Annotated in this window: 11 protein-coding genes; 5 read left to right on the top strand and 6 right to left on the bottom strand. The window is 41.7% G+C overall.

Translation table 11 applies throughout. The features are described 5' to 3' along the window. The first annotated feature begins 31 nt into the window (after positions 1-31). Both ACEXOE_RS07290 and ACEXOE_RS07285 read left to right on the top strand, forming a co-directional pair. Positions 32-571, top strand: coding sequence for a DUF4199 domain-containing protein (locus tag ACEXOE_RS07290; protein WP_394748080.1), 540 nt, complete (start codon positions 32-34; stop codon positions 569-571). Between the two features lie 72 nt (positions 572-643). Beyond that, entirely contained in the window at positions 644-1,474 is an 831-nt protein-coding gene (locus tag ACEXOE_RS07285) for an MBL fold metallo-hydrolase (RefSeq protein WP_394748079.1), read from the top strand. 22 nt (positions 1,475-1,496) lie between these two features. Here the strand turns inward: ACEXOE_RS07285 and ACEXOE_RS07280 are convergent, their stop codons facing one another. The 3 genes from ACEXOE_RS07280 to ACEXOE_RS07270 all read right to left on the bottom strand — a co-directional run bounded on the left by ACEXOE_RS07280 (position 1,497) and on the right by ACEXOE_RS07270 (position 4,534). Next, positions 1,497-2,738: a S41 family peptidase gene (locus tag ACEXOE_RS07280; protein WP_394748078.1), complete on the bottom strand. Its 1,242-nt coding sequence runs from the start codon at positions 2,736-2,738 to the stop codon at positions 1,497-1,499. Positions 2,739-2,761: 23 nt separating this feature from the next. Next, positions 2,762-3,259 carry a DUF2911 domain-containing protein gene (locus ACEXOE_RS07275; protein ID WP_394748077.1) on the bottom strand — a complete coding sequence of 166 codons (498 nt, stop codon included), beginning with the start codon at positions 3,257-3,259 and terminating at the stop codon, positions 2,762-2,764. A 156-nt stretch (positions 3,260-3,415) separates the two neighbouring features. Then, the gene (locus tag ACEXOE_RS07270; RefSeq protein WP_394748076.1) at positions 3,416-4,534 is read right to left on the bottom strand and encodes a helix-turn-helix domain-containing protein; all 1,119 of its coding nucleotides are present in this window, start codon (positions 4,532-4,534) and stop codon (positions 3,416-3,418) included. Between the two features lie 121 nt (positions 4,535-4,655). Between ACEXOE_RS07270 and ACEXOE_RS07265 the strand changes: the two genes are divergently transcribed. From ACEXOE_RS07265 to ACEXOE_RS07255, 3 genes are read left to right on the top strand one after another with little or no spacing between them, the layout of a single operon-like run. Next, positions 4,656-5,177 (top strand): rhodanese-like domain-containing protein, encoded by a 522-nt coding sequence (locus tag ACEXOE_RS07265; RefSeq protein ID WP_394748075.1) that lies wholly within the window; start codon positions 4,656-4,658, stop codon positions 5,175-5,177. Then, positions 5,174-5,542, top strand: a complete 369-nt coding sequence (locus ACEXOE_RS07260; protein WP_394748074.1) for a rhodanese-like domain-containing protein — start codon at positions 5,174-5,176, stop codon at positions 5,540-5,542. The genes ACEXOE_RS07265 and ACEXOE_RS07260 overlap by 4 nt, the downstream gene beginning before the upstream one ends. 14 nt (positions 5,543-5,556) lie before the next feature. Further along, positions 5,557-5,706, top strand: coding sequence for a hypothetical protein (locus tag ACEXOE_RS07255; RefSeq protein WP_394748073.1), 150 nt, complete (start codon positions 5,557-5,559; stop codon positions 5,704-5,706). Positions 5,707-5,791: 85 nt separating this feature from the next. On the opposite strand, the gene ACEXOE_RS07250 is transcribed toward ACEXOE_RS07255, so the two are convergent. The 3 genes from ACEXOE_RS07250 to ACEXOE_RS07240 form a co-directional block, all read right to left on the bottom strand. Continuing rightward, positions 5,792-6,805, bottom strand: a complete 1,014-nt coding sequence (locus ACEXOE_RS07250; protein ID WP_394748072.1) for a rhodanese-like domain-containing protein — start codon at positions 6,803-6,805, stop codon at positions 5,792-5,794. 464 nt (positions 6,806-7,269) lie between these two features. Next, positions 7,270-9,198 carry a hypothetical protein gene (locus ACEXOE_RS07245; protein ID WP_394748071.1) on the bottom strand — a complete coding sequence of 643 codons (1,929 nt, stop codon included), beginning with the start codon at positions 9,196-9,198 and terminating at the stop codon, positions 7,270-7,272. Between the two features lie 20 nt (positions 9,199-9,218). Further along, positions 9,219-16,115: a hypothetical protein gene (locus ACEXOE_RS07240; protein WP_394748070.1), complete on the bottom strand. Its 6,897-nt coding sequence runs from the start codon at positions 16,113-16,115 to the stop codon at positions 9,219-9,221. Positions 16,116-16,117: the final 2 nt, after the last annotated feature.

Below are 16,117 nucleotides of genomic sequence, written 5' to 3'. Positions count from 1 at the left end.
ACTATACTTTTCGCATAAAAACACAAGAACAATGGTCGAATTTCATGAACGCCCTTTTTATGCCCTTGCGATACGTTATGGGTTGCTATTGGGATTATGCTACATCCTTTTTGAATTGGTCCGTTATGTTACCGGAACACATTACCGCACGACACACTTGCATCTGTTTTTCCGTGGTATCGCTCTCCTTTTTAGCATCCTGTTGATGCTCTATTTCTATATGAAAAAAGATGCCATTCAGCTTGGCCTAAAGAGGCTTGTTCAGATCGGTGTTGTTCTTGGCTTTACTGCAGCCCTTATTTTTATTACTTATCATTTTATCCTAACCTCTTTTATCGAGCCCGATTATTATGCTACTTATTCTGAAGTTTTTCGTCCGGACCATGCCAGAAACCATCCCCAATTGAGCCCTGAAGAGGTAGATGCGGACGTCAAAGCCGGTTTGGCCTCAGCTTGGCAAGTAGCTATTGTAGCTCTTGTATCGACGACCCTTACAGCGACAGTACTAACACTTTGTTCGTATTGGATACTAAAAAAGACTGCTTTTTTAAGTCGATATAGAAAGGGTTAAAAATCTTAAAAGCTAAGGAAAACTGTATTTGATCTTGTAACTTTAAGGATAAACGTTTTATTCGAAAAAATTATGAGACTCCTTCTCTTTGTTATGCTATTTGTTATTGCTGGTCAAATCGTCAAAGCCCAAACAGCGACCCGGGAAATCACCAAAATTAAAGGAGATCTGTACCGATTTCAAAACAACGCCCATTACGCAGTTTTTCTTGTCACTAAAGATGGGGTCATCACTACAGATCCAATTGATGCAGAAGCCTCAAAATGGTTGAAATCGGAGATAAAAAAACGCTTTGATCAGCCTATAAAATATGTGATTTACAGTCACCACCATGACGATCATATTACGGGCGGCGAAGTCTTTGAAGATGCAACATTTGTGGGCCATGAATTGACCAAAAAGAACATTCAGGACAAAAAAATGGACGTGCCCTTGCCACAAGAAACTTTTACTGAGAAAAAAACCATTTCCTTGGGCGGAAAAAAAGTAGAATTGATCTACCCTGGGAAAAGTCATTCAGAAGATTGCATTGCCGTATACTTTCCTGAGGAAAAAACGGTCTTTGCCGTAGATTTCATTAGCGTGGACAGATTGCCCTATAGAACGTTGAACAATGCCTATGTCAGCGATTGGATAAGCGCTATCAAAACTGTGGAAAAACTAGACTTTGACATCATGGTGCCAGGCCATGGGAAGGTGGGCAATAAAAAAGACGTCAAGGAACACAGAATCTATTTAAAAGCCCTGTACCAACAAGTTAAAAATGCCTATGATCAAGGGCAGTCTTTGGTAGAAATGAAAAAGAAGATTCGGCTTAGGGCCTATAAAGATATGGGGCAATATGACAACTGGCGTGAAATGAATATTGAAGGGGTTTACAACTTTCTTATCTCCCAAAAATAATCTGGCGCAGCATATCGCTACGCTATTCCCTATTTTTAAAGGGATATGAACTTACCAACTCATGGATAAAACGATCATTGGCCGTTTTTTCCCTGGAAAGCTTAATATCCGGGACACATCCATTCCCTTCCAATTTTATACCGTTTAGGCGAACGGATTCTCCATTGGGATACATTAAAGTCATTCCTTTCTCCAAGCCCATACGATCTCCGTGCAACACCATCCCCAGGGATTTTGTGCCTACGATCAATCCTCTTTTGGTATCTTGAACGCAAATGGGAAAAATATCTGCGCCACTACCACTACGTTCGTCAATGAGTACCATAATTTCGCCTTGGTACAGGGTCGCGTTCCAACGATATTTAGGGGTAAATTCCCGACCTCGATACGCAATCAGCTCTTTTATGGTATATGGAAAACGACCGAATTTATTGACAAAGGCGTTGTGGTCTTTTCGATATACAAAATACTGACATACACGATCACTGGGAAGAATCATACTCAGCAGATGCCTTACATTGGTATCTAGTCCGCCTCCATTACTACGTAAATCCAAAACAATTCTTTCTGCATGTTGCGCTTTGGCAAAAAGTGAGGCGATATAATCGCGATCATAAACCCCTTTCCTAAAGGTATGCACTTTGATTACGGCCGTACTTTGGTTCAAAAAATAGAGCGTGTCCATGGAAAACAAAGGGTGTTTGAAATACCTTACCTTAACCTCCTTTTGTATACCTCCCCTTATCAATGAAATTACACTCTTCTCCGATATCTTGCCCCTTAGCTGCCTCGACGAGGGGATTGGATGTCCATTTTTAAGCAACAAGATATCCCCAGTACGCATGCCCGCTTGATCCGCTACACCCCCCTGAACGATTCGGGTTACAAAATACCCTTTATTGGTCTTCGTTACATTGGCGCCAAGGTTGACACCCAATCCTTGTTTTCGAACAAACATTTCGTCTGGCGTATTGATCCATAAATGTGATAGATTGTACTCGTTCAATACTGCTTTCATGGTTTTTACAAAGGAGCCAATATGTGTGGTGGTATCAATATAGCTTTTATGCCTGGCAATACGATCTTCAATATCTTGAAAGGTTTGATTAAAGGCATATCCCGATTTTTTCAATTTTTTAGAAAGCTGTTTTAACACCACTTCTTTTTCTTCCTTGCTGATGGCATCCGCATCTCGAAATCTTTGTTGGCAAGAGACTGTGCCAAAAAGGAAAAGAGCAAGGAGAACACTTCTACAACTGCTCATATAGACCATTTTTAAAGTATTTTTTAGTTAAGGTGTATAGGGAGTTCTATTTTTGTTTGATCCCACTGTAGGACCATAAGTAATTGCGAAGTTTCTTGGAACCCTATGGTGAACATTTCTACAATAGCTGTCGTGTTTTGTGGTGCAACGCCAGTAACGAGCACATCAAAATCCCTGTCCAGCGATACTTTGGAAGGGTCTTGCATCTTAATTCCCCAGAAATATTCCTTACTATTAAAAATAACTTCCCAATGGTCTTTTCCCGGAATCGTGTAAAGCGAATATTTCCCTGCAGGAAGCAATTTCCCATTGATTCGGATGTCCTTGTTGGTCTCAAAAGTAGTGGCTTCGTTTGCCCCTGTGCGCCATACCTTATTATAAGGCACTAATTTTCCAAAGACTTTTCTTCCCCGTTTGGACGGGCGATTGTAAAAAACAGATAACTGTGTGCCTCCTTCATCATAGATTACGGTATCTTCCGGACTGGCTTTCTTGGTTTCTGAAATCATATATCTAAACATGCCAAAGATTCCTAAAGCGGCTATAGCAATAAGAATAAGGGATCATTTTAAAATTTTTCTCATAGGATTGTTTTTGTGATCGATGAATAATTTAAAGCATCAAATAACAGCACAATTCCCATAAACAAGGGCTCAATGGATCAGATGAGACCTATTTTAATCTATTTTGTTTCGATTTCTGTATTGAGAAGGGGAAAAACCGGTTTCTTTTTTAAAAATCCGATTAAAGCTGGCCTTGGAACGGAAACCACAGTCGTAGGCGATTCCGATCAAAGAGAGGTTTTCATAGGTGCCCGAATCTATTTTCTCCTTTACCGCCGACACCCGATAATGATTGACGATATCATAAAAAGAAATCTTCATGTACCCATTGAGAAAAGCGGAAAGCTTCTTATCCGTAGTCGGAATTTCCTCCGCCAATTTTATCAAAGTCAACCCCTCATCCAGGTACATTTTCTTAGTATCCAGAAGATAAATCAAACGTTCCTTTAGTGCCAAAAGCTCCCTTTCATTTGTAGTGTAGAGAGGTGGATTTCCATTTTCCTTCAACAAAAAATCGGGCAATAGAATCTTGGACTGGTGGACGCCGTAGTAGCCTAAATAACCAATAAAAAGAATCAAGGCAACAATAGAAAGCACTCCTGAATTAAAACTGGTTACCCCTATACTATATTGATATAACTGTACGCCCAGATCAACACCAAGAATGATACTCCCTCCAATAAGGATATGCTGCACCCAACTTAAATCCTGTCCTGAAAGGGAAGCATAATTTGCTTTGATCTTGGTTCTAAATCGCATCAGCAAGTGGTAGGAAATGCCCAAGTAGAACAAGGTATATCCACTGGAGAGATTCCCAAAAAAAGGAAGATGTTTTGCATAGAATACCAAATAATTTGGCTTAGGGCTTTCATTTAGTATGTGCCATAATGTTGGAGCCGACACCCCCAAAACACAGATGATGGCCGGAATAAAATGTAGTACCCCGCCTTTAAATATGTTCTCTTTTTTAAGAAATAAGGCTTTTATGTAGAGATAAAGCAATGGTCCCAACACCCATCTAGCCACATCGTGCGGTATATAGGTGACATACCAGAGAATATCAATATTGTGGATATCGGCATAAAGACTGGCTATGATCAAAAAAAGAATTACGAAGAAAAAAACCATAATCCATTGTGGCACCTGTTTCTTTTGCTGTTTGAAAATCAAAAACAGTACAATTCCAGTAACCGTAAGACCGGAAGCTAAAATAAAATCTAAAAATAAGCGCATATGCAGGGACGCTATAGGAATTATAGTTCATACAAAACTAGAGAAAATCCCTTATGTAACTTCAGTTACTTTTAAAGATAATTAACATGGGTATCTTTGAATAACGTCTTATCTTTATACTATGCGGAAAAAAATACTTGCTGTAGTATTGATGCTTTGCTTGGGTGGTATCTCAACCGCAATGGCACAGCATAAAGTTAAGGATAGCATTTTTGACCAAATGCTTCAAAAATTATTGACCCATAATGTCAATGAATTGGGACCCACAGATATCCTGCCATTAGAAGATGTATTGCTCTTGGATGCCCGTGAAAAGGAGGAATATAATGTCAGCCATATCAAGGGAGCACTTTGGGTTGGGTATGATGATTTTAAAAAAACGCGTTTAAAGGCAATTCCAAAAAATAAAAAGATCGTGGTCTATTGTTCAGTGGGATATCGGAGCGAAAAAATTACTCAAAAACTCCTAAAGGCTGGTTATACCGATGTTTCTAACCTCTATGGAGGCATATTTGAATGGGTGAACCAAGGGCATCAGGTTGAAAATAAAGAAGGAGCAACGGCAAACGTGCACACCTTTGATGAAACATGGGCCAAATGGCTTTTAGTAGGCAATAAAATATATAAGACAGAGAAGCCATGAGAAAAGCATGCTTTATTTTCATTATGATCCTTGGGTTTTCCTGTAAACCCCAATCCAATTCCAAAACTACGGTTATTGACTTGGAAGCCTTTAAAGCTGCAGTTATTGGGAAAGACGTACAGCTAATTGACGTGCGCACAAGCCAAGAGTATAATGCAGGTCATATTGATAATGCCCTTCATATGGATATTTCCAATTTAGAGCAATTTGCCCAAAAATCCGAAAAGCTCAATAAGAACAAACCCGTTTACATCTATTGTCAGGCTGGGGTTCGCAGTCACAGGGCTAGTAAACAGCTGGAAAAAATGGGGTTTATAAGCATTTTTGACTTTAAGGGAGGCTATAGTGCCTGGAAAAAACAATGATAAAAACCGTGTAAATGACCGATAAAGAACAATATGAAGCCATTGCCAAAGAAATTCACAGTGAAACAAGCCCTGTGGGTATCGATGCCAAAAAAACGCATATCCTTATTCTTCAAAAACTCATTGCGATAGAAGAACGCTTGGCACGACTGGAGAACAAATAACGACCTTCTGTACGCAGTTAGTACTACGTGGCTCATTTCACCTGTTTGCGTTGTTCCTAGAAAAAGGGACTTCCTTCGGAAAATCTTAGTTCGGTAAAAGACTCGCTTGCTCTTCTATTGCTTTAATCATTTCATCAATATCGACCCTTGAAAAATGGAGTTTGATACTACTTTTAGAGGCATACACACGGTAGAGCGCACTATGGTCATAGTACGAAATTAGCAGTGTTACCAATGCTTTCCTATTCCCTTTCTCTAAGTACGTTAGGGCCTGTTCATAGTCTTTGGGAGATAATCGCGATTGTATTTTTTGCAGGCCCTGGAGTATCATGGCTTTATCTAAATGAGCATATTCCTCCATTAAATGTAGCACTCTGGCGGTCTTTGGAATTTCCAAATGGATGATTTTAGCATTTTGAAGCAGCGTATATATGGGCTTAGGCAGGTGGACAGTTCCAATAAAAGGACCTTCAGCTTCCGTAAAAATGGCTTGTGAAGGATCAAAATTTCTACATAATCCAAAGAGTTGATGCGAAAATTGCGTGGAAGTGGGTTGCCCAAACTTCTCATTTCGGCCAAACACAGATCCACGATGATTTGCCAGTCCCGATAAATTGACAACCTGTCTTCCCTTTGCTTTTAGGGCTTCCAAAAGCGCTGTTTTCCCAGAACCCGTCCAGCCCGATAAAACATACAATTCCGGGAATTGTAGCTTTTCAAAAAAGCCCTGTTGAAAGTGACAATATCCCTCATATCCTTTTTCCAAAAAATAAAGCTGCGTCCTGTAAGTATTCCACAATTCGGAAAAATAAAAAGAGCGTAATCCACCAGATTGGCAATAGATATAGGAAGGCGTATCCATAGATAAATAGGGTTTTATGGTGACCTTCCATTCCTCATAGTCTTGAATAAAGGATTTTACATCCCCCATAGGGGCCCCAGAACCAAATTGCTTTCTAAGTTTTTTTAGTTGAATAGGAAAGGGTAGATGTATGGCATCTGGAATATGGCCATCCATAAATGCTTCTTTTGTTCTAATGTCCAGTATTTTTATTTTTTTTGGACTCTTGATAAATGGTAGTACCTCCAAACTATGCATTGAAAAAAAAAATTTACTCGACAATCGAGATTTAAATGTTACAACTCTTGGGCCAAAACAAATTGATGAATTTTCCTTTAACGACTCTCGGACACTTCCTAAGGTAATTTGCTAAAAATAAAAGCTCCGATCTTTTAGGATCGGAGCTTTTATTTAATTTTTAAACCTGTTAAAAAGAGAATTTTAGCACTAATAAAGGTTTCTGAAGAAATCTGAGCTTCCACAACAGAAGAACTACGGGACTCCGCCCGAAGGACTGAAATGTGCCATCAATACATCATACACACAATAATACGAAGAGCGACTACTTATCAAATTTTATCTCAGGTGCTTTGCCTCTTATTGCCTCAATAACAACCGTGCTTTTAACACTGAACGACTCCACTAAATTATACCTTAAAATAACTAAAAATCAACGAATTATACAAGTATTTCCAGAAGATAATTGTTGTTTTTTACATTTTTTAAGCTTCTTTTTTCGATACAAACTCGGTATGGTCATATTGCAGGCCACTAGACCCCTCTCCTCTTCCTAAAGTTTTACGTCTTCCCTGCCAATTATAGGTCTTGCCAGAATACCATCGTGTACGTTGATGAGTACTGGTGAGGTGCACTCCCGACTTTGTAATTTCCTCTTCAATAACAAAATACGGTGCTTCCTGTTCTTCAGCAGTTTCGTTTACAAAAGGAGATACGGCCTGGGTCATGTCATTTTTCATACCATAGCCTAAAATCTGGGTTCTGGGTCTTACGGGCATATATCCTTCTTTCATAACTCTAGGCATAGACGCTCGTTGCAAGCGTACCTCCCTATGTTGTCCAGGAGAATGTACCGCCATAAAGGGAATCCAGTTTTCCGGTACAGAATTGCCCAAGGTATACTTTAGCATGGCTTCATCGGCAAGCTCAACCTCTTGGGTTTCCAGATCATTGGCCCGGTCCAACATTTCCTTCAAATTCCTTGCGGCCGCATCTCCCTCTTGGCCTTTGCCGATCATATTGGGAATAGTGGTCTCTACGGCCCAAACCAAGTTTGCCATCTCATCCCGAACAAAACGTACTTCTTCCAGAGGTTCGCTCTCCTGGACCCTAGCCACGGTAGGAGGAATAAACAATCGTGTATCTGCCGCAATGGGCAGGTTATTTTTTAATGTGGCTTCATCCTGTGTCTTCCTCGTGCTCAGATTGAACATGCCCCATCCGGACCAGTCTTCGTTCTCACCTTGATTGGCAGCTTGTACCAATGTTTGCTGACCAAATACGTCTTTTACCACGATTCCCTTAATTTTAGAAATACTGCCAACAGGCACACGATAAGGCATGGAAAACCAATCATTCCCATAAACCAAGGCAAATTCAGCAAGAATAATTTTGGCCACATCGGTCGTGGAGGCCGTTAAATTGCCCAAATCTACCTGCCCGTCTTCAAATTCCCACCATCGAGCGTTGGGCATTCCCGGAAACTGCACTTCTGTAGGTATTATGGTCAAGGTTTCCGTACTAATATGGGATTCCCGCTCTGCTGGATTCCCGCCTTGCATTTCATTGACATCCCCATCAATATCAAAGGTATACCAGTCTAAAGTTCCCGTATAATATTCTTCTGCAGTCAAAACCGTATTATCTCCACTTTCATTGGGGAGGGCACAACCAAATTGATACTCCAATTGGGAAGGGTTCCAGGCGCTTTCTGCTACGGCCACCACATCATATTTTTCTCTAAACCAAAGTTTATAGGCTTCCAAGCTGTCTTTTACAAAATTCCGATGCGTATTGTCCTGTGCCAAAAATGCGACCACCCCAGGAACTCCTGCGGCGCCACTAATAGCTTCATACAAGACCACCCCATCAAAAGCTCTTCCCTTCACACTATGAAAGAATTGTTCCAAATCTTTATTGGCCCTCAATTTTGCCTTTTGCACTTGTAATTTTGGGCTGTCATTGGGGTCAAGCTCGGGCAAGACCATGGGAAATCTTTGCAATAAAATAGCTAAATATTCACTTCTTGTATAACCTACATTGGGCAGGGCATGCCGATCTAAAAGTCGCATAAAATGCTTGCCCGACTGCACTCTGGACTTAAAATCCAGGCTATGGGTTTCCCGTTCTACCAAAGTTTCAATAGGCACCTCATCTCCATAAGCTCTAGGCGTTTGTCCTTTTTTCAATTGTAATTGACTGATTTTGGTGTTTTCTATTTGAATCTTGGCAAAAATTGCAGAACCGGTATCTTCTCCTTTAAATTCTCCAAACTGCCATTGACGGGTCAAGAACCAGAGTGGGTCCTGAATCCGTGCCTGTAAGGCTTGATCAAAATCCTCTTTTCGGGTACGCCCTTCCAATCGATTCCAAGCCCTGAAAGGTTCACAAGTTTTATAGTCTTTCCGTAACATAATACTTTATATCTCTTATTCTATTCTTCGTCTTTTAAATTATCCGCAAAATCCAGTACTACCTGTGTGCCCAGTGGATTTCTAAAATCATCACTTCCTATTTCCTCGCGTAGTTGCGGCGGTACTACCTCCGCCATAATGGCCGGAAGTGTTTGGGCAAAAAGTGTCTTTTCCAAATGATCGGGCTCTACTGCCCTGTTTTTAGCAAGATTGAGGGTATCCACCAAAGTCATCACTAAATCGTCCCATTCCCATTTTCCGGTTTCTTGGGGGGTCACGGCCAGTAGTACACTTTGAGGTGCTGTGGCATCTGGTTGATCATAGTGGAATGTTAAGCCCGTAGTGCTTTCCCGTTGTGGGATAATTTCAATCCATTCATCTATAATAAACCCTACTCTCGGACTTTCTGCTACACCCTGTACAAGGTGCTCCGCATGGAGCATTACCAAGGAAAGCTTATCTTCATCAGGTATATAGGATGTTGGATATTCTATCCCTAACCAGTAGTCGTTTTTCGTATGATCCACATGGTTTTCAAAAGGGAATTGAGCAGGTAGTGCATCGGGAAAATCCTGCCCCAAAGTATCACTGAGCATACCCGCCATCTCGGTCGCATACATTTTCTTGCGAACCCTTCCCAAACTCTGCAACCACTCTTCCATGGCCAGGCCGCTGGTATCATGCCGCAGTAATCCTTTCCCTTGTTCATGAAGCTCCCATTGCATTTTAATGGCATCAAAGTTCTCCAGGTCATATTGGGGAAGCACCGTAAATTGCTTTCCAAAAATGCGTTGTCCCATATCCCGATATACTTCCACTTTTCTGGATGCGGGGGCATCATCTGCAAGCCCCGCTTCCAATGATTTTGCCTCTGCCAAACGTTTTATGAGTTGCTTGGAAACAACCCCCAATTGCCGCAACTGATCTCTTCCAACAGCATCGTCCAATTCTATGACCGCATCCGGAATACTATTGGGGATTCCAAATTGGGAAGCTCTCAACAAAAGTTGGGGCATCTGATCCAATGCCGCAGGTGAAAAAGATAGCGTTTCTAAATCCGTATCGGTGGTCAAGGGGGTAATCAAAGCTGACACTTGATCGGATAATTGCTGCTGTTCCTGTAAAGCTATGCTAATCCTATCCTTTAATTCATCGGCATTTACCCCGCCGGGATTTTCTCTTTTGGGCTGCTCTGGAGGAAGTTGCAATTCGGTTGCCGTTAAAGGAATAGCATCGTTGAGCATTTCCAAAATTTGTTGCAACAGGGGTTGTATTTCGTAAAAAGAAACTATGGTATTGTCCCAGCCTGCATCCCTTTCCTTAAACTGCAAATGTAAGGGTACGGATAGGGGTAAATTCTGTTCTTTTCGCACAAAATAGGCAATTTGCTTATTTAAATCACTACTTCCCTCATGGGATGCACTGCCCAAGAGGTATAGAAAATCTATAGGTTGTAGTTTTAAATGGGCAACGGTTACCATTTCTTTTTTAGTGGTGTCCCCATCCATATAGCTAACCAGACATTGTATCTTTTGGGGATTCCCCATAAGCTCCCCCAACCAATTGTTCAAGGAAGGTTCGGCCAATGCCCTAGGCGTCATCTCAAAATCCCAGCCAGCGGGTTGCGCATCCTGCGCTGAGGCAATAGGATCTAAATTCATCGTCACTCGTTGTGTCACTACAGTTCCCGCACGTGGACTATCTATAATTTGAGGTATCGGTGGATTTTTGCCTTCGGCCAACGCATTCACCATGGCCGCTGCCCGTACATGGTTTCCTTGTACAATTTGATACACACTTTCGGACAATGCTAAATCTCCTAAAGCATCAAAGGCATTGGCCATACGGTCAATTTCCGCGATAATGACCCTTAGCTCATTATCACCCCCTCCATGGGTATTCACAAATGTTTTTAACCATTGCGGACATTGTGCAAAATTTCCATCGGTAAACAACTCGTACAAGGTCTTGTCTCCTTTGAAATCTATGCCATCCACAAAATCCTGTATGCGGTCTAAGAAGGTCATTCCATTGACCACTGTTGTCTCTCTAGCAGCACCATTGGCTTCCACTTCAACAGGAATGGTTAAGGGGAATTCTTTACGGAAGGGTTGTATAAATTTGTCCAATTCCGCTATGGCGTAACGATCATGAAGGCCTCTTTCAAATTGAAAGCCCAATACTGCCCCAACTTCCAGGCCGTTTTGAACCCCGCTCAATAGATTTAGGGCCATTCTAACCCTAGAGGAAGATAGGTTCACGGCCATGGTATTGGATAGGTCTTCCGAAGAGGAATTGGCACTGTATCCACTGCGCAATACGGCTGCCGCTATAGCCTGATTCAGGGAAGGCGCATGAATAAAGCCTTCATTATCGGCATCCGTATACACGGGTTCCCCTTTTGCGGTAAGGTCTTTTGGAACATCCGGAGCTTCCGCTCGCTCCCCGCCCGGACGAAGGTCCTCTACCCACCCAAAAGCACCCAAATGAATACCGCTTGCCTGGGAAGATCGTTGTTTTTCCAATCGTTCATTGCCCTGTCCGAGCATCCAGGCATCCAAGCGATAGGTACAGAGATCTAAATGTTCTTTCAACAAGCCATCCAAACTTGCTGTGGATAAGGTATTTAAATGTTTTAAGGCTTCCTGCACTTCTTTTATCCGATCAATGTAGGGAAGATGGGCTGCCTTACCGGAAAAACTATTGAAAAGGGAACTGGTATTCCCAGATACACTGAGACGCAAATAATCTGCCATGGACTTCTTATTGTCCGCAGGCCCCACATTTAAATGGTTGAACAAAGGTTTTCCTTCCAATTTAATATAGTCCAACCCATCCAAACGATCAATATCTTTCATGAGAAAAGTCCAACTGGACATATAGGTCATATGACCTTTTTTGGTATGGTATACAGAATATTTCTTTCTATTTCCAATTTCCCGGGCATAGGCTTCTGGGAAAAAGTCCTCTTTTTGCATCACTTTGAGCGCTGCCTCATTATATACCGACATCAATGACTGGCGCAATAGCAGAAACAGAAGGGATCTAGAAGGCAATTCGTCTGCCTGATTGGACGATAAAATCGTATACAAGTTACTTTTCAATAACCAATCAATATAGGTGTCCGTCTCACTTTCCGGTATGGGCGCCAAGGTATTTTGTTCGGAGAGCATTTCTCCATCGATCATCTCTCCATTCAAACGCACATGCTTGTCCAAGAATCGGGAAGTAAACAGGCGTGCACTCTCAAATTGACGTGCAATTCGTGAGGCTTTCAGGTTCTTCTGTGTGTCTTCATGACTGTTGGGAGACTGCTCATCGCTAAAATGGAATGAATTGTAGAAGTATCCTTCATCCAAAAACTTCTTAAAAAGTCCCAAAAGGGCGGATGGGCTGTATTCTTCATCTTTAAAGTTCACATTAAAATCCATATCGTCTCCAGAAGGTCCCCGCATAGCAATATTGACGCCGTATCTAAAGAAATACTCTACTGTAGTAGCATTTAAGCCCAACATTTCCATAAAATGTTGCTGGGGATTTTGATCTTTGACATTCCCCAAATGTTTCACGTTTCCGGCACGGATTAAAGACCAGAGAACGTCCATAAACTGTAGCAATTCATTTTTACGAATATTGTAGCGCAACTGCAGTTGATTTTCGATCGCCGAAGGATTCTCAAAATTAGCTTTGTTCAAGCTAGGTGGTACATCTTTATCGCCAGTATTGGTATATCTCAGTCTCGAAAAAGCTGTTGTGGTCAAAATTCCATAGGGTTGTGTCCCGATTCGAAGGGAAGGCAAATTCCCTCTCCCCAAAACATTTTCGGTGAAAAATTTACGGGTGCGGTCAATATTATCATAGGTGAAAACACTGTCCCATATGTCCGTCATGGTATGCCCAACAGTTGCATGCCAGAGGGCCTTGTTCATGGCTTTGGCATCCGAAATTTGACTTCCATCACTATGTTCCACATTTTGAAAGAACCTTGAACGTACTCCTAGTGCAGCGGCAAGGCGTTGTCCATCCGATATTTCAAAACCTTGAGCCCCATTGGAAAAGAGTTGTTGGCTCATTTCTATATGGAAACTGTCTTCATCATTATCATCCGCAGTATTATATCCGGCCTTACCTTCTTCGGTATTATTGGTGGGTGTTCCTTTTTTCAGCACACTCATCCCGTCTGGAGAAAACCTATGGTTCTCCAAAAGTTTTTCCAATTCATTTCGGGCCTTGGTAGGCGTGATATCTTTAATGCCGATCACCAATACTTTGTCAAAACCTTCTGCGGCTTCCTCAGTGGTCAGGGGAAGTGTAATTCCCATTCCCAATCTAACGGCCTCTTGATAATCGGTCATCCATAGCATTCCTTCATCTACTTGAAGATTTCCCTCTTCATCCAATTGAAAAACATCTTCTAAATCAAACTTCTTGGGATCAAGTCCCAATTGAAGGTTTTGGGGCACGGGTTTTCCGACAGCAATATGTTTATACTGACCCTTTTGAATTGTGATCGCCACAAAACGATCGGGTAAAGTTCTGGCATGGGGAGCCGTGGTCCAGTCTTCTTTCTTCGTAGCTACCCTGGGGAAGGTAAGGGGAATGGGCGTGGTTTCCGCATAATCTTTTGCGCTCAACGCCTTTATTTTGGAAAAATGCTCGCGAATCTGGGAGTAGGTCTCAAAAATGTTCTGCACTTGCATCAAGCTCGCATTATGCACATTCATTGCTTGTTGGTCCAACTTTGCAATGGCCTCTTGGATAAGGTATAAAATACCTTCTATTCGGCGTAAGGGCGTACTTGTTTTTTGTAAAAAATGCAGTTGCTCCTTAACTATGGTCTTTGCCTTGGTCAAAATCGCTTTAAGCTTGTTTTGAACCTGCGCCGTATCAATTTTATGTTCAATATCATCATAAGGATCGTCTATAGTCACTGCTTTTAGCATGCCGTGTACTTCCTTCAACTGCTGCACCAATCCAATTATGGTTTTGGAAGGTACATTTTGAAAAAAAGGACGTTTGTTTTTATAGCGATGTTCCCTGGGTTGTAGCTTTTTTGCGACCCATGCCGCTCTGCGTACCCCTAAAGCCAATCGTAAGCCGCGCCAAGCGGTAGTCTCCAAATCCTTCTCGCCACTAGCCATCCAATAATAGGTCCAAAAGTCTTTTCCCAATCGGATTTCATTCTCCGTAAGGCCTTCTTCATGCGTATGTACATGGATATCATCCGGGAAAATACGCAGCCAAAGCTCATTTTTTGTCTTGGTTGGGTTTACTAAAACCGGGGGGGTGCTGAAGCCTTCAGGAAGACCAGAAACACTGGGTAGTTCAACAAAGTCATTGGCCACCACGGCTTCCATTTCCGCTATACTTTTTTCCGTAGTCGGGCCTACGCTGGCTGCTATGCGCTTCAGAGTCTTTAGATCATTTCCCAGAGTGTTCTTATCCGCTTCGGGAAGTACGACATTCTTACGGGAAGCAATTTTAAACTGATTGCCCACTTGAATCACTTTGGCCGTAAATGCCTCTATTTCTTTTGAAGTTGCATTTCCATTTGCCAATCCTTCCGCCGCAATTTTCAATTCCTGTACCTCTTGATGTGAAGCAAGATAGAAATTGGTACTCTCCTTAATCTCTTGGGGGTTAAAATAGGTGAACTTTTTTGGGTTCTTGCTATTTAAGCCAGCAATGGCCCTTTTTGCCGTAGTATCTACAAAATTGACTGTAAGATTTATTCCAAAGCGCTGGCTGTTATTTGAACTTGGGTGTGTATTTACTTTGGTTTGGTATTGCTCCAGTAAAGGGTTCAAAGATCTCCAAAGTGATTGTATACGCTGTATCTGATCGGGTTGTGCGGATACCGCTTGATCGGTCATTTTTGCTAGGGATTTTACTCTAGCATCTAGTTTTTTTCTTGATTTTTTAACATCTTCATACCCTTTAAAATGATGTTCATTAAACCGTTTCAGGTCTACCATGGTCTGAATCCCCTTGAAATAAATTTCCTTGGCGCTGCTTTGCCTGTATTTTTCCAAGAGTCGCAATCTTGTTCGTATGATTCTTGAAAAATCTTGTGCTTCAGGAAGTATCTTGGTATGGATATTCAAATTCATACGCGTTAAGAATTTTTCCCAATTCCCATCTCTAAAAAAGGATGCCAAGCGTCTTGGAGCGCGCTCCATGTTTGAAGATATCTCTTGAAGCAGTTTTTCAATCTGATCTACTTGATTCTTTCGAACGGCCCTTAGCTCCTCAATAGCATTTTCTCCCAACGCATAAAAGGCTGTTATTTCTGCTAAGCTCGATGATAAATATTGATACAGTCGCTTTTTCATTCTAGGATTGGAATAGGGCATGTTTTTTCCTCCTATCGCACTCCATTTCCTATTAAAATAATGAAGCCTCTCTATAAAATTGCTTGCGGCCCGGTAGGTGTTGTCCTTTGTTTTTCCTAAGCCATCTATGCGCCGTTTAAGGGTAACCAAACCTCGTACCAATGCCAATTGCTGGGTTCTATGGGCTCGAATACGGCGGGCGGCACGGCCCCCTTCTTTCTGTGTAATCGTATGTTGTTGTTTGAGCCAATGTATTTCTTGAGCGGTCATTTTTTGGGCATTCTTCAAACCCAAATTTAAGGCCTTGAGCTGTGCTATTATCTTTACATACTTGTTTCGAACTTGCACAGGAGTCAATTGCCTTTCGCCCTCCAATAAGGAAATATTAATGTTGCCAAACAATTCCAAAAATTGTTCAAACGGACTTACAGGTTCCGAAAAAATCGATTTTTGGACCTTCATAAAACGGGTTTCCAAGCGCACGGGAAGCAACAAAAATGGGATGTTGTCCTTTTTTGTGTTTACCCGGGCCTTTATGCTATCCAATAAGGGGTCTGTATAGTTTGCGGTTATAGGAGTGCTCATTT

Source organism: Spongiimicrobium salis (assembly GCF_043678055.1).
GTDB classification, from domain to species: domain Bacteria; phylum Bacteroidota; class Bacteroidia; order Flavobacteriales; family Flavobacteriaceae; genus Spongiimicrobium; species Spongiimicrobium salis.
Note: the sequence above shows the minus strand (reverse complement) of the source record. Positions and strands in the feature narration are given on the sequence as shown.